The organism is Ruegeria sp. BE9, assembly GCF_056538765.1.
This window is the reverse complement of sequence record NZ_JBQFTS010000011.1, coordinates 39,859-59,002: the sequence shown is the minus strand read 5'-3', so window position 1 is coordinate 59,002 and position 19,144 is coordinate 39,859. Positions and strand designations below refer to the sequence as shown.

General features: G+C 54.0%; 18 protein-coding genes. 6 read left to right on the top strand and 12 right to left on the bottom strand.

The features are described from left to right. Position 1 precedes the first annotated feature (1 nt). On the top strand, positions 2 to 250 hold the full coding sequence (locus ACR0EO_RS20940; RefSeq protein ID WP_480692848.1) for a cytochrome C oxidase subunit IV family protein: 249 nt from the start codon (positions 2 to 4) through the stop codon (positions 248 to 250). 55 nt (positions 251 to 305) lie between these two features. On the opposite strand, the gene hemA is transcribed toward ACR0EO_RS20940, so the two are convergent. Then, the gene (gene hemA, locus ACR0EO_RS20935; RefSeq protein WP_480692846.1) at positions 306 to 1,529 is read right to left on the bottom strand and encodes a 5-aminolevulinate synthase; all 1,224 of its coding nucleotides are present in this window, start codon (positions 1,527 to 1,529) and stop codon (positions 306 to 308) included. Positions 1,530 to 1,708: 179 nt separating this feature from the next. On the opposite strand from hemA, the gene ACR0EO_RS20930 reads away from it, so the two are divergent. Both ACR0EO_RS20930 and ACR0EO_RS20925 read left to right on the top strand, forming a co-directional pair. Beyond that, a complete protein-coding gene (locus tag ACR0EO_RS20930) occupies positions 1,709 to 2,401 on the top strand; it encodes a Crp/Fnr family transcriptional regulator (protein ID WP_480692845.1) in 693 nt (230 codons plus the stop codon). Positions 2,402 to 2,608: 207 nt separating this feature from the next. Then, positions 2,609 to 4,651 (top strand): DEAD/DEAH box helicase, encoded by a 2,043-nt coding sequence (locus ACR0EO_RS20925; protein WP_480692843.1) that lies wholly within the window; start codon positions 2,609 to 2,611, stop codon positions 4,649 to 4,651. Positions 4,652 to 4,952: 301 nt separating this feature from the next. On the opposite strand, the gene ACR0EO_RS20920 is transcribed toward ACR0EO_RS20925, so the two are convergent. From ACR0EO_RS20920 to ACR0EO_RS20895, 6 genes are read right to left on the bottom strand one after another with little or no spacing between them, the layout of a single operon-like run. Next, entirely contained in the window at positions 4,953 to 5,198 is a 246-nt protein-coding gene (locus ACR0EO_RS20920) for a hypothetical protein (protein ID WP_480692842.1), read from the bottom strand. A gap of 3 nt (positions 5,199 to 5,201) precedes the next feature. Continuing rightward, entirely contained in the window at positions 5,202 to 5,468 is a 267-nt protein-coding gene (locus ACR0EO_RS20915; RefSeq protein WP_480692840.1) for a hypothetical protein, read from the bottom strand. Continuing rightward, entirely contained in the window at positions 5,469 to 6,158 is a 690-nt protein-coding gene (locus ACR0EO_RS20910; RefSeq protein WP_480692839.1) for a membrane dipeptidase, read from the bottom strand. After that, a complete protein-coding gene (locus ACR0EO_RS20905) occupies positions 6,148 to 7,329 on the bottom strand; it encodes a carbohydrate porin (RefSeq protein ID WP_480692837.1) in 1,182 nt (393 codons plus the stop codon). The genes ACR0EO_RS20910 and ACR0EO_RS20905 overlap by 11 nt, the downstream gene beginning before the upstream one ends. Then, the gene (locus ACR0EO_RS20900; RefSeq protein WP_480692835.1) at positions 7,326 to 8,090 is read right to left on the bottom strand and encodes a DUF3299 domain-containing protein; all 765 of its coding nucleotides are present in this window, start codon (positions 8,088 to 8,090) and stop codon (positions 7,326 to 7,328) included. The genes ACR0EO_RS20905 and ACR0EO_RS20900 overlap by 4 nt, the downstream gene beginning before the upstream one ends. 25 nt (positions 8,091 to 8,115) lie before the next feature. Then, complete coding sequence (locus ACR0EO_RS20895; protein ID WP_480692834.1) at positions 8,116 to 9,510, bottom strand: amidohydrolase family protein; 1,395 nt, start codon at positions 9,508 to 9,510, stop codon at positions 8,116 to 8,118. A 142-nt stretch (positions 9,511 to 9,652) separates the two neighbouring features. On the opposite strand from ACR0EO_RS20895, the gene ACR0EO_RS20890 reads away from it, so the two are divergent. Next, the gene (locus ACR0EO_RS20890) at positions 9,653 to 10,675 is read left to right on the top strand and encodes a helix-turn-helix domain-containing protein (RefSeq protein ID WP_480692833.1); all 1,023 of its coding nucleotides are present in this window, start codon (positions 9,653 to 9,655) and stop codon (positions 10,673 to 10,675) included. Between the two features lie 194 nt (positions 10,676 to 10,869). Here ACR0EO_RS20890 and ACR0EO_RS20885 read toward each other — a convergent pair whose 3' ends face one another. The 5 genes from ACR0EO_RS20885 to ACR0EO_RS20865 form a co-directional block, all read right to left on the bottom strand. Beyond that, positions 10,870 to 12,780, bottom strand: coding sequence for a DUF3604 domain-containing protein (locus ACR0EO_RS20885; protein WP_480692832.1), 1,911 nt, complete (start codon positions 12,778 to 12,780; stop codon positions 10,870 to 10,872). A 310-nt stretch (positions 12,781 to 13,090) separates the two neighbouring features. Further along, positions 13,091 to 13,525 carry a c-type cytochrome gene (locus tag ACR0EO_RS20880; protein WP_480692831.1) on the bottom strand — a complete coding sequence of 145 codons (435 nt, stop codon included), beginning with the start codon at positions 13,523 to 13,525 and terminating at the stop codon, positions 13,091 to 13,093. Positions 13,526 to 13,536: 11 nt separating this feature from the next. Then, positions 13,537 to 14,403, bottom strand: a complete 867-nt coding sequence (locus ACR0EO_RS20875) for a copper resistance D family protein (protein WP_480692830.1) — start codon at positions 14,401 to 14,403, stop codon at positions 13,537 to 13,539. 2 nt (positions 14,404 to 14,405) lie between these two features. Further along, complete coding sequence (locus ACR0EO_RS20870; protein ID WP_480692828.1) at positions 14,406 to 14,747, bottom strand: copper resistance CopC family protein; 342 nt, start codon at positions 14,745 to 14,747, stop codon at positions 14,406 to 14,408. Positions 14,748 to 14,757: 10 nt separating this feature from the next. Next, the gene (locus ACR0EO_RS20865; protein ID WP_480692826.1) at positions 14,758 to 15,189 is read right to left on the bottom strand and encodes a c-type cytochrome; all 432 of its coding nucleotides are present in this window, start codon (positions 15,187 to 15,189) and stop codon (positions 14,758 to 14,760) included. Positions 15,190 to 15,840: 651 nt separating this feature from the next. On the opposite strand from ACR0EO_RS20865, the gene ACR0EO_RS20860 reads away from it, so the two are divergent. Further along, positions 15,841 to 17,244, top strand: coding sequence for a multicopper oxidase family protein (locus ACR0EO_RS20860; RefSeq protein WP_480692824.1), 1,404 nt, complete (start codon positions 15,841 to 15,843; stop codon positions 17,242 to 17,244). A 635-nt stretch (positions 17,245 to 17,879) separates the two neighbouring features. Continuing rightward, positions 17,880 to 18,917: a sulfotransferase domain-containing protein gene (locus tag ACR0EO_RS20855; RefSeq protein WP_480692822.1), complete on the top strand. Its 1,038-nt coding sequence runs from the start codon at positions 17,880 to 17,882 to the stop codon at positions 18,915 to 18,917. Positions 18,918 to 19,144 lie beyond the last annotated feature (227 nt).

Genomic DNA, 19,144 nt, shown 5'->3' with positions numbered 1-19,144 from the left:
CATGAGCATCAACAACCTTACACGTGCCTGGCTTGCTTTGCTGGGCCTCAGCCTGGGGTCGGCGGTTTTGACCATGATCCCGCTGCCTTCCGCCGTACTCGGAGGGGGCATTTTGCTGTTGGCGCTGATGAAGGCACGGGTAATCCTTGCACGGTATCTGGATCTGGAAGTTAGTCCCGGTTGGCTGCGAGGCTTCACAATGGTCCTGACCGGTTTTGCAGTTCTGATTTTCTGCCTTTACTTGGTCTGAAACGAAAAAAGCCGCCCGGTCGGGCGGCAGTTTTTCAAGCGAGGGGCGCTTTGAGTTATTGGGCGGCCATCGGCATCCGAGCAATCTGGCACCGCTGCCACAGGGTCGATAGCGCGCCGACCAGATGGTCGATATCCGCATCCGTATGAACAGGTGATGGAGTGATCCGCAGGCGCTCTGTCCCTTTTGGCACTGTCGGATAGTTGATCGGCTGAATGTAGATGCCGAACTCTTCTAGCAAAGTGTCCGAAATGAACTTGCACTTTACCGGATCGCCGACCATCACCGGGATGATGTGGCTTGGGTTGGGCAGATGCGGAATGCCTTCGGCGTCGAGCCGGGCACGAACCTGAGCCACGCGGGCCTTCTGCAAGTCGCGTTCGGTGTCTGATTGTTTCAGGTGCCGGATTGAAGCCGCGGCACCAGCTGCAATCGACGGGGGCAGCGCGGTAGTAAAGATAAACCCGCTTGCGAAGCTGCGCACAAAATCGCAGAGCGCGGCCGAAGCAGCGATATATCCGCCGACGACACCGAAGGCTTTGCCCAGAGTGCCTTCGATCACGGTCAGACGATCCATTAGCCTCTCACGTTCGGCAATACCGCCACCGCGTGGGCCATAGAGGCCAACGGCGTGGACCTCATCCAGATAGGTCATGGCACCGTATTTGTCGGCCAGATCACAGATCTCTTTGATTGGGGCAATATCGCCATCCATTGAATAGACTGACTCAAAGGCGATCATCTTGGGGGCTTGGGGATCGGCGGCGGCCAATTTGGCCTCAAGATCCTCAAGGTCGTTGTGTTTCCATATCACTTTCTGAGCCCGTGAGTGGCGAATACCTTCGATCATCGAGGCATGGTTCAGAGCGTCAGAGAAAACAATCAGACCGGGGATTTTTGAAGCCAACGTACCCAAGGCCGCCCAGTTCGATACATAGCCCGAGGTGAACAGCAGGGCAGCTTCTTTACCATGCAAATCGGCCAGTTCGGCCTCTAACACAACATGGTCATGCGTGGTGCCCGAGATATTCCGTGTTCCACCAGCGCCGGCACCGCAGCGATCCAGGGCATCGTGCATTGCCGAGGTCACGGCTGGGTGCTGCCCCATGCCAAGATAGTCGTTCGAGCACCAAATACGCACATCCCGCTGCACTTGTCCGTCGGTTTGACGCGCGTTTGGAAATGACCCACAGCGCCGTTGCAGATCGATGAACACGCGATAGTTTCCTTCTTCTCGAAGGTCATCGAGGCTCTGGGTAAAAAATCGCTCGTAGTCCATCTTTCTGGCTCCCCGGAATACTGGCTTTGGAGCGAGATTAGGCAAGTGCCGGGGTGCGGGACATGACAATTGTCAAGTTGACGTGTGAAAACACTAGTGCGTGTCATGATGCTTTGGCATAGCCTGAGCCGGAAGGATGTACCGGTCAGAAGATCGACCAGGGAAAAGGGGGAACCTTCGTGGCTCACGAAGCACAAAAAGCAATCGCGCGGCAATCTCTTCTGCTCAAGAGTTTACCGGACCAACATGTCGACACGCTACTCAGTCATTCCATCTGGCGCAGCTATGATCGTGGTGAAACGATTTTTCTGCAGGAGGAAGAGGCAAAAGCTGTTCATGTGGTCCTGGCAGGCTGGGTCAAGCTGTTCCGGATGGCTCCAACCGGCGCTGAGGCGGTGGTCAGCGTCTTTACCCGTGGTGAAAGCTTTGGCGAGGCGGTTGCCCTGCGAAACGTTCCCTATCCAGTATCCGCCGAGGCCGTATCTGCCTGCGAGGTGATGCACATTCCCAGCCCGGTTCTTTTGTCCTTGATGAAAGAAGACCCAGAGATCGGTGTTTCCATCCTGGCGTCAACATTTACGCATTTGCATGCGCTGGTTGCCCAACTGGAACAACTCAAGGCTCAGACCGGCGCGCAACGCGTGGCCGAATTCCTGTTGAATCTCTGCGATAAAGAGGCTGACGGCTGCGACGTAGAGCTGCCCTACGACAAGATGTTGATCGCCGGACGTTTGGGGATGAAGCCGGAAAGCCTGAGCAGAGCGTTTTCGAGACTCAAACCCGTGGGCGTGAAGATCAACCGAAACCACGCAGAGATCGCCGATATCGAACGGTTGCGGGACTACGCTGAAAGCGATCCCTCGGAAAAGTGAGGGTTTCGGCGGTCGCATGCCAGTTTGGTGTGGGGATCAGGTGATCTGGGTGTAGGTCAGAGCAGTGATGCCTGTTCAAAAGGCCCTACCTAAGCGCCCATGCGTCAAAGCCGGTTTGAGCAGTGCGCAACGCTTGGCGGCGGAAAGGGCTATACATCCTGCCGCGATACCCCTATTTGCGGGGCCTTGCTCATTATCAGGTGATCCATGCGAGATTTCTCCGCCCTACCGCAAACTCTTTCAGCAGCCCTCACAGAAAAAGGGTATAGCGCGCTGACGCCTGTGCAAGAGGCTGTTACAGATCCAGAACTGTCCGGGCTTGATCTGCTGGTCTCGGCGCAAACCGGCTCAGGTAAGACAGTTGGCTTTGGTCTAGCGATCGCTGCTGATGTATTGGGTGAGGATGGCCGCTTTGCGCCGCCGGCTGGACCATTGGCTTTGGTTATCGCGCCAACACGTGAACTTGCGATGCAAGTACGTCGGGAATTCGACTGGCTTTTTGGTCAAGCCGGGATCGTGACCGCGTCCACCGTTGGCGGTATGGACGCCCGAACCGAGCGCAGAGCTATCGAACGCGGTGCCCACGTGATTGTTGCGACGCCGGGGCGGCTTAGAGATCACATTGCACGCGGCGTAATCGATTTCACTGATCTAAAGGCGGTTGTGCTCGACGAAGCGGACGAAATGCTGGACATGGGTTTTGCCGAGGATCTCGAGTTTATCCTTGATCACACGCCCAAAGATCGCCGAACACTGCTGTTCTCTGCGACGGTGCCACGCGGCATCGCCAAACTGGCTCAGGCTTACCAGAAAGAAGATACGCGGCGTCTTGAGATCGGAAGCAAGGATGCGCAACACGCGGATATTTCGTATCTCGCACTGAACGTCGCACCGTCGGACACCGAAAAAGCCATCATTAACCTGCTGCGGTATCATGATGCGCAAACGGCAATCATTTTTGCCAATACCCGCGCGATGGTGGCGCGCCTGACGGCCAAGTTCTCAAATCGCGGTTTCTCGGTTGTTTCACTCTCTGGTGAACTCAGCCAGTCTGAGCGCTCTCACGCCTTGCAAGCCCTTCGGGATGGACGCGCACGTGTTTGTATTGCGACGGATGTCGCTGCGCGGGGCATTGACCTGCCAAACCTAGAACTGGTCATTCACGCGGATTTGCCGTCAAACGCCGAAGCGCTGTTACACCGGTCGGGTCGCACCGGGCGCGCCGGGCGAAAGGGCACATCGGTATTGATCGTACCGGGTCGCCAGCGTTCTAAAGCGCAGAGGCTATTGAAGTTCGCGAAGCTAGAGGCGGATTGGCAAGCCCCACCATCCGCAGAAGAGGTTCTGGCCCGCGACGAAGACAGGATAATCTCGGACCCGGCATGGGATGAGCCGCTCAGTGCGGAAGAGGCAGCTTTCGCAGCGCGCATTCTGGAAAACCGCAGCGCCGATCAGATCGCAGCGGCCTACCTGCGGATGTACCGGGAGCGTAACTCTGCACCGGAAATCCTTGGGGGGGTGCCCGAGCCTCGTGAGCGCAAGCAACGGGATTCCAGAGACTTTGGACCCAGCACTTGGTTTTCGCTTTCGTTGGGGCGCAAGCAACGTGCTGAACCGCGGTGGTTGCTCCCGATGTTGTGCCGCAATTCAGGTCTTTCCAAAGACGATATCGGCGCGATCCGGGTTCAATATCAGGAAACTTTTATCGAAGTCCTGTCTTCGGCCGTGGCCGCGATGAAGTCCGAATTGGGTGCCGAACTTGAGTTGGAGCAAGGTGCACGGTTGACCGAATTGCCAGGGGTTCCGGATTTTGATGCCTCCCCCAAAGGCCCACCCGCTGATCGAGGAGCGCCGCGCAAACCACGAGCAGAGTCTTCTGGCGCGGACAAGCCGCGTGGAAAGGACCGTTCGGATAAGCCAAACAAAGACCGTCCGAAGTTTGACCGCCCGAAAAAGGTGCAGCCGGTCGAAGCGCGACCCCGTAAGGACAATGAAAGGAACGAAAAGCCAAACAAGTCGAAAGCCGGAAAACCCAAGCGCGATGATAAACCTGCAAAGGGCCAACAATCGAACGAAGGGGACCGCCAAAGCAAACGACGCAAGGGGGCTTCGGACCCGTCCAAACCCATGGGTCCGCGTAAAGATCGCGCTAAGGGGGGCAAAGCCGCTACTCCGTCTGCCCGGGTGAAAGTGCGCGCAGACAAAGGGGCAGACGCACGCCCCATGCGCAAACGACCGCGCAAGCCTTGATCCTCTAAGACGGCTGAGGTTCAGGTTTCCGGCGATCGGTACCGATTTAATCTGGCACCGAACTTCGGGGGCGACCTTGGCCGAAAGCGCCCAAAGGACGCGCCCTTCGTGTAGGTGTTACCGCATTTTGTGCGCTGGTGACGCATGGGTGCGTTTTAACTTTGTTCACGCTCAACGGTGCCAAGGCCTGTAAATTGTCCAAAGCCATCTTTGCCGAGGTAAATCGCCCACGTCTTTCATTGATTATGGAAGCAAACCAAGGTGCCCAGTGTTTGATTTCGCACCGCCTAGGTTTGTCTATTCAGCGCGAAGGAAAAAGGTCGCGATACTCTCGCCTCATTCGCAGAGGTTGGGGGTATTCCCCGAGAAACTGTTCAGGTGGCTTGCCTTCCCAGACTTGCGCGTAGACGCGCACTTTGTTTCCGCCATAGATTTTTTCCAGATCCTTGTTGAAATAGTCGCGTTCCCAAGGGGCGTCCGCTATCGCCGCCAGGATTTTGGTAACCTCACCATTGCCGGTGGCGCCCGTATTGAAGGCATCAATCATGTGTCAGCCGTCGTAGTACATGCTTGCGTTTGCAGTCGCCCACTGCACAACAAATTCGAGTGAGAACATGTCGTCCGTTGCAATCTCAACATGGTTAACGCCAACAAGTTTCAAATAGTAATCGATCATGTCAGCGGCTTGTTTGGGTGGGATATCCTCGGGTATGGGCCGATAACAAACTCGCGCAGTTGCTTTGGGTTCGTACTTGTAAAGACCTGCCGGAACCGAGTGCTTGTGGACATAAAGGACGCCTGGGTAGTTCTCATCCATTTAATCCATTGCATGGTTGGCCGTTTTTGAGCTTGTGTGGCTGAGGTCCAAAAGAATGCCAAAACGCATCATTTCGTCGATCACCGACTTCCCCCAAGGCGTCAGGCCGATATCACGCCCATTGTACGCGGCAAGCTGACCAGAACCGGTTCGAAAGATGTCATTGTAAGCAATGATCATGCTCTGGATGCCCAAGTCCTTGTGCAGCGCCATCCTTGTAAGGTCACCATTCAGAGTCGTAGCTGTCTGACTGCTCCAGATGACGGCCGTTTTGCCTTGCGCAGGTGCGGCCGCGATATCGCGGGTTTTGTCAACAATAAGGTAGTTTTCTGGCTGCTGGGCCGTTGCTGCGCGGAAGTGATAGTGCTGTTGAAGCAGGTTATCGAAAGACATGTCCGCTGCTGCAAGAGCCATCTCATGACCTGTAAAATCGTTGTCTCGGGCACGCTGAAAGTAGGTATGAAGCTGCTCATCTTCGGTCCACCCAGTACCATAGGGGCTGGCCAGCAATCCAAGAACAATTGTGTTCTGGACGAATTGTTTAGTCTCGTCCGACGCATTCCATGTTTTGCTTTCTTCACTGGCATAGACCAAGCCAGACATGGCAAGAGCTATAGCGCTGGCCGCAAATAGAGTTTTCTTGGCGGTTTCTTCCAGAAATTCGCTTGGGCGATCTGTGTCAGAAAACAATCCGGGTTCTCAACCCTAGCAGCGTTATATTGTCCTGATCCGGGTTCAACAGGGGATTGGAAATGAACTGCAGGGACGGTGTGATTTGCAGGCCCGGAGAGATCGAAAATCGGTAAAATGCTTCGACGGTGACTTGATCGCCATCAACACCTCGCGCTTCGGCCCAATTCAGACCCAGCCCAGCCAAATCTGTGTTGCGACCGTAATACCCTATGCCGCCTGAAACTGATCGCTTATAGAGCGCGGCCGTACCCTTGGCGGCTCCAGCGCGAAAGAATGGCATCCATTTGTTGTTCACGAACCACGCGGCTGAGAACGCTCCTCCATAATCTTCGGCGCGGCTGCCATCATCGGCGGCATCCGCGTGCCAGAGGGTTAGATGAACATTGTCAAAGTAGATGCGGTCGAAACCGGACGTGTAGCCAAGTTCGAGGGACTTAAAAAGATTGCCATCGCTGAACACATCAAAGTTCGGATCAGAAGGATCCGCATTGGCGTCGGCAACACTGGCGACAACATAGAGCTGGTCGTTGAGCTTTAGGCCGCCGGCAATTCCAAGCCCCTGGTTTGGGGAGTTGATGGTAGGGTTTGTGTTAAACGCGAGGTTTTGGAATCCGCTGTACGGGCTGACGAGGCCGTAGATATCGACGAAGTCGGTTACATCGATCTGGCCAATTTGTAGCGTCCATGAACCATCTTCGGCCCTCTGCGTCCAAAACAGGTTGGTCAGCAGCAAACCTGAATCGTTGAATGCGGTTCCCGTTATCGAAAGTGCGCCGCCGTCTAGGCCAAGGAACTGAGGGGCAACATCCGTATAGCTGTGTCGGTGTTCAATCTTGAAAGTCAGTGAACCACGCTCGGTGGCCTGCCAGTTCCCGTAGAAACGGGCGATACCGCTTGCAGCCTCGCCTGTTCCCAGATCGGCGTTCGTGGATTGACCCAATGCAAGATAATCGAAGTTGAAGCGAAATCCCTCTTCGGCCAGACGATCCTTCCAGGAGAACCAGCGCGGTGCGATGTTTCGGGGAAAGTCGGAACGATATTGCGGATCAGTCAGACCGTCACCGGGATCAAGGTCGGCCTCAACAGAAGAGGGTCCAGACAAGCCCTGTGCAGAGGCTGCAACCGAAGAAAACATGATCACAACGGCGGTAATCAGAGGGCGTATCATTCAGATATCTTCGCTCCGCCGGTCTTGCGATTGCCCGCCGCCCGAATGCGATCGGCGGTGGTTTGGCGCCACTCAAGCTTATCCCCCTGAGTTCCGAGGGTTTCGACAGTATCTGTGTCCAACTGGAAGGTGGCGCGCATGGGCATAAGGCCATCCACGACCAACATGCTTTGGTCAGAAGGATCAATGGTCAGTGTCCCGGTCAGCCGCACGGGCTCGTGAAAATAGCTGGGCGCCCAGTCATCGTTCAGCCGCACCCGGATCATCTGGTTGGGCGGCGGAGGTGGCATGTGGCTGCACATTCCACGCTTTGGTACCAAATACGCAATCGACTGGCCGTCTGGATCGTTAGGAGCCGGTATCGCAAAACCCGACAACGTAATTGTCTTGCCGTCAAGTTTTGGGTTTCCGGCTGTGCCCGCTTTTTCTCGGCGCTCTGTGACGACCTGGCGTTGGTCCAGTAGCCAGTCGATATCAATACCGTCTGCTGCCAAGGCGTCCTCGGTTTCGGTCAGAAGCTCTTGCCATTTCCGACGTTCTTCAGCGCTGCCAGCATCTTGATGCAACCTACCTCGCAGGCGCACGACATAAAGGACATCGTCGAATTGCTCCGGGCTTAGATCGCGATAGGGGTCTTCGAAGATTTGCACAGATGGATCTGGCAAATCGGCCCAATCAAGTGCAGTGACAGACGCCGCAATAGCAGCGTGGCTGATCATGGACAAAGCTGCGGCGACTGTAAGGTGAACCCAGTGGCGCATTGGTGCTCCCAGACTTCTTTTACGTTTATTCCAGCGTGTTCTTGTATACCACACCGTCTTTCATGATCAGCCGGATAGTTTCAGGGCTGTCGGGCCTTGGATCAGCGCCGAACCACTGGTCCCCAGTGCCAACTACGGAAAAGTCTTCCAGCGGGTTGCCGTCGATCAACAGAATATCAGCATAGGCGCCTTCTTCGATAACACCCAGTTTCCCAGCTGTATACGGGTTCATGAAGTCACCAGACAGAGCCACAACCTCTCCGCCTGTCGATGTCAGCGTCACCATTGAGGTGAGGGGGCCGAAGAACTCGTTGTTGAGGTGCTTCTCGTAAGCAATCTGGATGTTGCAGGCTTCCACAGACCCAACACAATCAGTCTGGAAACCCCGTTTCACAGGGCATTCTTTCATATTGTCGATATACCCGGCAAAAGTGGCCGAGGCCGACTTTGCTTTGGCAAGGCTCGAAGGCACGTTGGCCACCGCTGGAATATCAAGAAGACCTGGATCAAACGCTGTGAGGTTCGTCGTGATGTATGCGCCTTTGGCATTCATTACTTCAGCGATTTCGCAATCAAACGAAAACCCGTGTTCGATCGACATCACTCCGGCTTCGAGTGCACTCAGGATCGCTTCTTTGCGGTAGGAATGCGCCATGACATAGCTGCCATACTCGTTCGCGACCTGAACAGCAGCTTTGATTTCTTCGGGTGATCCAGCAAGCAATTGCCAGGGATCGAAAGCCGAAACAACGCCGCCGGACTGCATGAATTTCAACTGAGTTGCACCCATTCGGAAGTTGTTGCGCGCGTATTTGTACACGTCATCAACTCCGCTAACCTCTTGGGCCAAGTTCAGGCGGCTCATGTTCGTCTCAGAACCTGGCGGAGCAGTGAAGTTGGCAAAGTCAGCGTGGCCGCCGCGCGTTCCAATGAAGGCTCCAGAGGGGTAATAGCGAGGCCCTTCAATTTGCCCCGTATCTATTGCCCTGCGAAGACCGCCATTGGCACCTCCTGCGTCACGCACGGTCGTGAAACCTTGCATCAAGTACATCTCGGCCATCCGCGCCCCGTGAATAGCAAAGTCTTCCCACGTGGTATTGGCTTCCATGGCCGGCAGGGTCGGCCCCATCAACATAAGGTGCGCATGGAGTTCTATGAAGCCGGGGCTAAGCGTCCGACCGCCGCCGTCAATTACAGTGGCGTTTGGCGCATCGATCGCTTCGGTCGTGACCGACTTTATCAGGTTGCCTTCAACCAGAACGTTGGCGTTCTCGATGCGTTGTTCGTTGACGCCGTCAAAAACATGGACGTTGGTGAACAGGGTTTGAGGTGCTTCTTCCTCCTGCGCCTGTGCGGGAAATGAAATCAAAAGCGTCAGCCCGGCGGCCGCTGAAAGAAGAGAGCTACGTAACCCAGTCATGAGAAACCTCGTTATATTCAGATATTTCAACGCTAGCCCGGAAAGCTACATCTTGGTTGCCACTTTTCCATTGAAATGTTCGAATGTGACGGAAAAAGTGGCAACCCTATCTTTGCTGCTGATCGATCCTAAGGAGACGATTGTGCCTTTTAGTTCTTCAGTACAGGGGCAAAGCGAAGGGTTCATTCGGTTGGCTTTAGCTGCACCATTTCTCAAGTACCTGACTGACCGCAAGATTGACCCACGGCCGGCTTTGGATCAGGTCGGGTTAAAAGCAGAGCTGTTGTCCGACGCGGACGTCTATGTGCACTCAGAGCTGGTCTATGGCCTTTTGAACGCCTTCTCGGAATTGGCAGAGGATCGGTATCTCGGGCTTCATGTCGGGGAAACCTTCGACCTTAAAGGCTGGCCGCCTTTTGCGCAGGCTCAGCAATCTTCGAGTACGCTTTTTGAGTTCTTTGCCCGGTTCGTTCGACTTGTGCCCCAAGAGTCCAGCTCGGTGAGGCATAGGCTCATTATTGACGCAGACAAAGCAACATATCGGATCGAAAGACAGCAGGAACCCGCGGTGCCGCCAGTGCAAGTCACGGGTTTCGGGGCCGCAATTTACGTAAGGCTTCTGCAAGCCGTTGTAGGCAGTGCTTGGGACCCGTCAGTTGTTCGCTGGGAGAGTCGTTACATCAATGGCTTACCAATAGGCTACAAGGGGATTGATGTTGGCCTTGGCATCGACCCCGGAATGCAGCTCAGCTTTCCTGCGGAATGGCTGTTTCTGAACCAAGAGGCCGATTTTGCTGCCGCCCCGAAAATCACAGCGCGTCCAGACGAAGAAGTCACTGTGGTTGCCGCGATGAGATCCGTCCTGCGCGACAAACTTGATGAGGCAGATTTGGGGCCGAAAATCGTGGCTGAACTTCTCGGCATACAGCCTGACCGTTTCCTCAAGGCGCTTCAGCAGCAGGGGACTACTCTACCCCGTGAAATAAAGCGGTTGCGTGTTGACGTCGCCAAAAAGCACCTGGCAGACGGCCGAGGGACAGTTGCTGAAATCGGGCTTATGGTTGGTTACTCAGACAAATCCCATTTCACACGTTTCTTTAGGGGGCAGACGGGTATGACACCGACCGAATTCCAACAAAGGCACCGGCGAAGAAACGTGAGTTGAGTTTCAAAACCCCGGGGCATTGATCAAAGCGGCCGGTCTTTGGCCGTGGACGTTTGAATTCCTGTGTCCACGTACAAACCAGAACAATACTCTTTGGCTATACGGCTGTATAAGCCTCTCGCAAAAGGTCTGGGAAGAGGCGGCGCCGGCGCTGGTCCTGCAAAGCGCATTTCAGCCTTCTTGCGTTACCCGGATCATGGCGGTGGTGTGTACCAGATCGGCGAGGTGTAGGCGCGTTCTTGTGTTGTCAGCGGCACGTCATCAGGCAAGTCCAATCCGAATTTCACGTTGTCATATGCGGTCCAGCGGGGCGTTGGAATCTCAATGACACGGGCATAGTAAAACGCACTTTCGGATGGGTCGAAATCTGGGTCTTGCCAAACCGTTCCCAACTCAGACGCCCCAATGGTGTTGGTCCAAGAAGGGATCGAGAGGTCAACAGTCGACCCAACAGTTGGCAACTTGCCGTTTGCGTCCAGCTCACGAGTGCCTGACCAAGCTACGTCATAAACCTTTTCCAGCTGCTCTCCGTCGGCGTCCAGCCAGCCCTTAACGATCTGAATTCTATCCAGGTTGGCTCCGATCGGATCACGAAGTGCGTAAACAAGAAAGGTAGGAGAGCCGTCGCCTGACCCGAGATCACCGCCCATTGGCACACCCTTGGAATAACCAACCAATGCCAAGTCACGTCGTAAGACATCGTCGGGACTAAAGTTGTATCCGCCGAACATACGAACGCGCATTCGCGGCCCTGTCGTCGCGTATGTTTCGCGCCGATGCATCGCGTCCCAAATTGCATTGCGAGAGTTCTCTTGTGCCCAAACCGCAGTCAAACCACCGGTTATGTATTGTGAAGATCGCAACGCAACAGCCCCGTCAGCGAATGTCTTGCTAACATGTTGGCTGCGCTCTGCGCTGGGCTCGTACCCTGTGAACTTTCCGAAGAAATTGTCGTTTTCCGGGGTGGTCAGCCCAGTATGCGTATCGCTTGCTCCCCCCAGCCCGAATTTGAAGGGGTTTGTCCCCAAGGATTTTTCTAATGAAAGGCCGCGAAGTAACCCAGAACGTACATACTCTCCGGGCAACATTTCCGGCTCTTTCGGCACCGAGGCGTCCAGGTTTCCATAATCCCAGGTTTCGAAGTCCGCAAACTCGTCATCGGGTGAAAGGAACGGATGGGCTTCTCCATCTCCCTTTATCTGGGTCGGCTCGTACAAACGTTCCCATCTGTGTCTTGCTTCTGCATAGGTGGGGTCCAAGGGGACGCCATCCGCAAAGTCATCCATAAGCGGGAACATCCAGCCGTTCGATAGATTGCCGTTGTGTGGGATGGCAAGTGCACGCCCACCGGTGGTTTGCTCATAATTCTCGAGCCACTTCCAGAGGTCGCGAGGGTCCGGCGAGCCTACGGGTGGCGTTGTTGTGTACGGAAGTATCTGCCGGGTGCGTTCGGGGCCATCTCGAAAAATCACGTTTCGATGCAAGTTGTTTCCCGCAACGAGGGATGTCCACTCGAAGGCGATGAATGTGCTGAACACCCCCGGATCATTATATTCTTCTGCGGCATCGATTATGTCGTCCCAGACGCGGGCAAACGCCGGATTGCCGGGCTGGTAGTTCAGAACAGGAGATACCTTTCCTTGCGCAAACGCGGCCGTAAGCTCAAGTGCCGCGGCCAAAGCTGCTTCTCCACCTTTATTGAACTCTTCGTGGAAATACCTGCCTTGCTCGTCCGCCAGAATATTGGGTGCGCCGCCGATGATGTCGGTAATAGCACCCATCGCGTCCGTGTGATCGGTGATCATAAAGAAGTCGAGTGGCCTGGATAGCTTGACAGGTTGGCCGGTGTTTGACGTCACCTGCTCGCCGCGCGCAAACCGATAGGCGTCACGGGGCATGAGCCGTGTTCCGCCTCCACCCGCATCTCCGGATAGACCGGTGTGGACATGCGTGTCGCCGAAATAAACCTGCGTAGGGAAGGCGCGCTCGGCGTATGGCGAATAGGGTTTCCCAGAAGGACCCGAAAGCCCTGAAGGGTTGATGGCATCCTGACCGACGGCCGGACTTCCTAGGAAAAGTGCAATGGGCAAAACGAAACGAAACAATTTTTCCTCCGTATTTGAAGGCACTGTATCACAACATCACGGCAGGCAGTTATTGGTTGGCTAGATACAGTCGCCAACGAGCCCTGCCATTTGAACCAGAGAACTGATTTCCAATGCTGGCTTTTTTTGATTTGGTGAAATGTAGGGGAGGTGCCGAGGAACCCTAAATGCGCTGAAATGTACCGGTCGCAGTGTGCTGGTTTTGTGAGGGAGCAGAAACGATCAGGTTGACCTGTGGCAGTCCAAAAACCTACGTGTTTCGCCCAAATTCCTAAAGGGTTGGCCGTCTCTGACCCTAGCCCAATTAATTCTACTCGTGCGGAAGGTTACGGCTGGCCTGCATTTGCTGAACATCGTCCGGCCAGGTGGAACGGATATAGGCAAGAACGTCCCATATGTCGTCGTCAGTCAATGTGTCCTTGAAACCAGGCATGCCGCTGTTGAAGTCTTTTATGCCGCGCGTTGCCAGCGTCTCTGCCCCGCCAAGTTTGGTGTAGTCGAACAGAAGCTGGTTATCATGGTGCCAGGTGTGCCCCGTCACGTCATGTGGTGGCGCAGGCAAGAGCCCGTCTTCATCGGGTGTTTGCCAGTTGGGTTGCCCTTCCAGATTAGCGCCGTGGCACGAAGCGCAGTGATCTGCGTAAAGTTGCTGCCCGTTCGTCAAGTCTCTGTCTATCAGCTCATGATCGGCAACAGCGCCCGTACCAAAGCTGAATATGGCCAGTGCACAAAGGTGTTTTTTCATCCCTGCCTACCTCAACTCGGAAGCGTTAGTATGGTCGTGAGTGTTGCCGTTGTTGCCAGCACCACCATTACGACTATTGCTTCAATTTCGATGGATCGGACTAGGTGTTGCGCGGCCTTGGTATCTCCCATTTGCATAGCGGGAACAAACCTGAACTTGTTCGCCGCGGCGAGGATCATGAGTAGTCCTACAAGGAAAACTTTGAACAAGAGGGCCTGCCCGTAGGCAGTGAAAAAGAGCTCTTGGAGATTGCCGACAAGCAACCAAGCCATCCAGAGACCCGCTAAGATCAATGCGGGAACAATCAGTGCAGCGGCTTGCCCAAACCTATGCCCCAGCAGAGCAGCATCTGTCAGGTGTTCAGGCTTAATAGCCATTCCCCGCAACGGGCTAAAGATTCCTACCCAAAAGGCAACGCACATTAGGTGCAACAGTAGCAGCAGTTGGACGCCAAAGCTCTCGATCTCCGGCACATGTCCGATCTGAGAAAACGACCAAAGCGCCAACGTGCCGCCCGTCAATGCGATCCAATGGCCAAGGCGAGGAACCGACAATCCGACAAGGATCAAAGCTGCGCCAATAAGCCGATAAACAAAAATGTCGCCGACGGATGTCTGCCAAAGTAGGCCGAGCATCTCTGGATCAACCATGCCTTCCACTTCGCCTGTTAGGGCGGCCCCACGAAGCATGAAGCCAAATATAGTCGCGGCAAGAGCAAGCCACGCCAAGGCCACAGCTTGACGCCTCATGGTGAGGCTCATCGGTGCGATTAGTTCAGAATAGAGGCACTTGACGATGACAAGGCCGGTAGACCCCGCAAAGCCGGTGTAAAGCACCAGCTTTGCGAGGATTGCAGCAATTCCCCAGATATCAGGCATGCTTATTCCACGGTGAATGAAAACTCGCCCTGCATCGCATGACCGTCCTCACCTAAACCACGCCATTCGATCACGTAGGTCCCGGTTCCATTGCTCGGCAGCGGGATCGTAAACACCTGTCCAAAGCTTGTCTGGTCGCCCAAATCCAAGCGTACTGCCGAGTGCTCCTCATGCGCCATTTCTATCCGCGTCAACCGGATCTCCTTGGTGAAATTGAGACCAATTTCAGCGGGCGCAGCGGTTACAGTAGCACCGTCGGCAGGTGTCGTTTCTTCGATCTTCGAATGCGCCAGAACGCCGCTGGGAAACGCAGCAATAAGTGCAAGCGTTACGATCTTCTTCATTGGGCTTTCCTCAATTTATTCCGTTGGCACGCTGGATTTCACGAATGTACGCGATCACCATAGCCACGTCACCTCGGGTCAAGCCTTCGATGGGTGGCATGTCACCAAACTGCCAATGGTGGCTTCTTACACCCTGAGAAACTGCCCTCTGAAAGGATTCATCGGCGTGGTGGCTGGGTTCGTATATCTTATGGATCAGAGGCGGTCCTGCACCTTCTACCCCGACTGCGTTGACCCCGTGACAAGATGTACAGGTGGCATCAAAGATACGCTGGCCGATTGCTGCGTTGCCTTCGATAACTGGCATTTGAATTGCGACCAGAGCATCGCCTTCATTTGTCTTTTGCGGGGCAGCCTCTTTGATCGGGCTGGGGCGAAATGAGATGAAAGCGGCAACGGCGGCGATGGCACATACGCCGACTAGTATGTGGTTTCTTTTCATGGATTGATCCTGACTTTGTAAAAGCTGGTAGAGCTGCGGTACGTCGCGAACAGCACACATGTGCTGGTCACTCAGGCACGCGAGGATTTACGCGGCTTCAAACTGCAGGGGGTCTGTAGAGGCTGTCTGGTTCGGTCAGCTTAGCTTGAGATTCAATCTGAAAATCAGGTTCACTCTCACTTTGGACCTGCGCGGCTTTGCTATCGTGAGAGAGTAAAACAACTGCTTGGCACAGAGAGGGGTTACACTCTCCGACCTCGGAGTTTTCTGTGTCATTGTGGTCGCTTGGAGCCGACAAATGCTCGCCGTGCATTGCCACGGCAGAGTGCTCCGCCGATTGCTTGTGGGTTTCACAATGAAGGCCGATGCAGCCATTCGATAGCGCGTGAGCAGCGCTGCCAAACCCAGTCAGAGTGACCAGAAGGCTGACGAGTAGAGCAAGTGAGTATTGTCTGATGACCATGATTCCGGACGCTACTGCACAGAACTATGCATGACAACGCCAGTACATCTAGTTTGTTCGCTTGGGTAATAACGTTTTGACCGACCCAACCTCAAATCTTTGGCATCGATCCACATCATGCTAGGTCTTGCTCCATCTATGTTGGTGGTTTGGCGAAAGGGTATCGAAGTATGAGGCGAAGACATTTCTTGGCTACCACTTTTGGGGCTTTGGTTGGGGCCAGTACTTCGCGCGGTCCTGTTTTTGCGGCTGGGCCGTCAGTATCGCTTACAGCTGCGCCGACTGATGTCGAATTAGTGGGGACCGATTTGCCTCAGACAAAAGTCTGGGCCTACAACCAGTCTGTACCTGGTCCTGTAATTCGCGCGCAGCAGGGCGATCAATTGCTCGTAGACTTTGAGAATGGTTTGTCTGAGCCCTCGACCATTCACTGGCATGGCCTGCGTGTCCCAGTTGAACAAGACGGGGTGCCGTATCTAAGCCAAGAGCCTGTCGCACCGGGCGGTCGCCATCTTTACACTCTTCCGCTCGAGGACGCAGGGACGTTCTGGTACCACCCACACTTTAACAGTTCAGAGCAAGTGGGCCGTGGGCTCAGCGGCATGCTCATTGTCGAAGAACCTCCAAACGTCGCGGCACGCCTTGGCGCTGATCGTGAAATTGTGTGGGCCATAGATGACTGGCGTCTTGATGAAGCAGCGCAGATAGCGCCGTTTGGCAACCGTCATGATGCAAGCCATGGTGGACGGTTCGGAAATGTCGTCACTGTCAATGGTCGGCAAGAATTGGGCGAGCCCGTTCGCGCAGGCGAGCGTGTGCGGTTGAGGCTTGTTAATTTGGCAAATGCGCAATTTTTCAATTTGCGCTTTAAGCCACTCGATCCTTGGCTGATCGCAGTTGATGGCCATCCCATCGAACCATTTCGACTGGGTGATGAGGGTGTCTGGCTCGGCCCCGGGCAGCGGGCTGACCTTGTGGTCGACATCGATCTAGAACCCGGCGCCTACGCAGAGGTGCTCGACATAGCCTATGGGGAGGATAAGGCCCGCGCCATCATGGGCTGGAACGTCTCAGAGGCGGATCCTCTTCGCCAAAACGCCAAAGCGGCGCCTGAAGCTCTTCCCCCCAATCCAGTGCCTAAACCGGATTTGGCGAACGCTGAAATGCATAGTCTGGTCTTCGAAGGCGGAGCCATGGGTGGCATGACCGAAGCAAAGATGAATGGGCGTATGTTGGACATCCAGGCACTCGTCGAGGCCGGTCGTTTTTGGTCAATAAACGGGACTGTGCCTGCCGACATCCACTCCACTCCGCCGCTGCTAGATCTGGCTCTCGGTAAATCCCACATAATCAAACTGGAAAACCGGACCCGGTGGGTGCATCCGATTCATCTGCACGGACATAGTTTCTTTGTCGCTGACCCGCGTTTGCCGGATGGGAGCCCCAGTGTTATCCGGGACACTGTCCTTATGGCGCCAAATGAAGTCACACAGATTGCATTCGTAGCGGACAATCCCGGTCATTGGATGCTGCACTGCCACGTCTTAGAGCATCAGGGGTCGGGTATGATGGGCACGGTACAAGTCGGCTGATTGCCAAGGTGACTACGGTGGCCCAAATTCCTTGAAGTCGCTTGATCAAGATTGACTAAGCGCGTGAAACGAGAAACCGGCACCAACATAAAAGCAGACCGAAGGGCTGCGACTTTGTGCCAATTTCATGCCACTCAAGCATTTTCTGGCAGGGCTATGTCATCTGCATTCTTTGCGTTCTTAAGCGGTCGACAGGCGCAGTAGTTGCTGCGTCTTGGCAGCAAAATAACGCACAAATATTCATTCGACGTCACACTGCTCTAAAACATGTTTTTTGATGAATCTGTGAGATTTGGTGGAGCCTAGGGGATGCGATCCTGAGGTGATAGGTTAAAATAAAATCAATAGCTTAAGTGTAGCGTAATTCCTGCGCTGTAACAATCAATTGTAACACTTCTTAAGTTGTATGCTTCTGCTACGCAGATGTATGGCCTAGAGAGCGTAGTTAGAAAGAACGCCATCGACGACTGCTCAAAAGAGGCTCCTCAAGACCAACAAACAAATACGTATTTTTGATTTCATGTAGTGCGCGAACTGATCATGTGTCAAAAGTAGACCGTTGAACAAACCACGTACTCAGAAGGCGAGATCAATCTTCTTTGTCTTGGAATAAGTCAATTGAGGGACCACAAAGAATGGGCATTAGACGCTTAGCTCGAAACATAAGAAAACGTAGCCAGGCCAATCTTCCTTCTACTGGAGTTCCGGGAGATACTCTTGTTATTGAAAACGCGAATAAACAATCCAAAGAACTGGAGCAACCGCAAGACGTTAAAGAGACAGACGCCGTCGGCGAACCCGGTGAACTAGCTCGTGCCACAAGCGGAGAGGAAAAGTCCGAAGCGCTGGAACAACAGCAACAGGTCAACCGATCAGAGAGAGAACAGCGTGTCAGAAACGCGGCTGAATTCCGAGAGGCCCCGCAATCAGTTTTGTTCTTCACAACATATAAATGTGCCTCGTCATTTATGAGCTTCTTTTTCAACAAACTGCTTGAAGGAACACCTTACCGTCAGTTCAATTATGCTAGCGAAATGTGGAGGCTCGGACATGAATTCGATTTTACTGTTTCTCCAAGTGAGGCCCTCAGCAACCACTACGATCATTTCTTTCGACAACGCGGTGAAATCTATGTGCCCCTTCGCGAAGCAGTTCGGTTTCCTGGAGACGACCGCTTCCGAAAGCTCTTCTTTCTGAGAGACCCCCGAGATGTTCTGATTTCGCAATACTACTCGGTTACACAGTCACATGCTTTGCCCAAAAACCCAGCCACTCGTAAGCGAATGCTGAAGAACCGGGCGTATTGGGCGGAACTTGGTATCGATGAAGTTTCTGTAAATGTACTGGCGCCACGATATGCAGCCATCTACAAAGATTATGATGAAATTCGACGCTCGTCTGGAGATCATCTTTTCCTCAGTTATGATGATTACACGCGAGACGTGGAAGAGTTCACACTTTCGATCTCTAAATGGTTGTTGGTAGAACCCAGCGAGGCCACTTTGGCTGCTATTGTCTCGAAAGCGAACCCGATATCTAACAAAGTTGATAGTTCAAAGCATCAGCGTTCGGGACGAAGTCGTCAATTTATGTCTGAGCTTCAACCTGACACAGTTCAAAAATTAAATGAGACTTTGGGAGAGGCACTGCAGAGCTGGGGATTTGAAGTCTGAAAACCAGAGCCTGTGATTTCTATGTCGTAAGGTTTCTGTCCTAATCATCTGCAATAGCCTAGTGCAGAGGAATCTAAGGGATGCGGTCCTGAGGTGGTAGGTTGCAATAAAATCAATAGCTTAAGCGTAGGGGAGTTCCTGCGCTGTAACAACCCACTGTAACACTTTTCAGTTGTTGGCAGTCACGCACGGTGCGATTTGCATCCCAGTGAAAATCGCAGTTAATT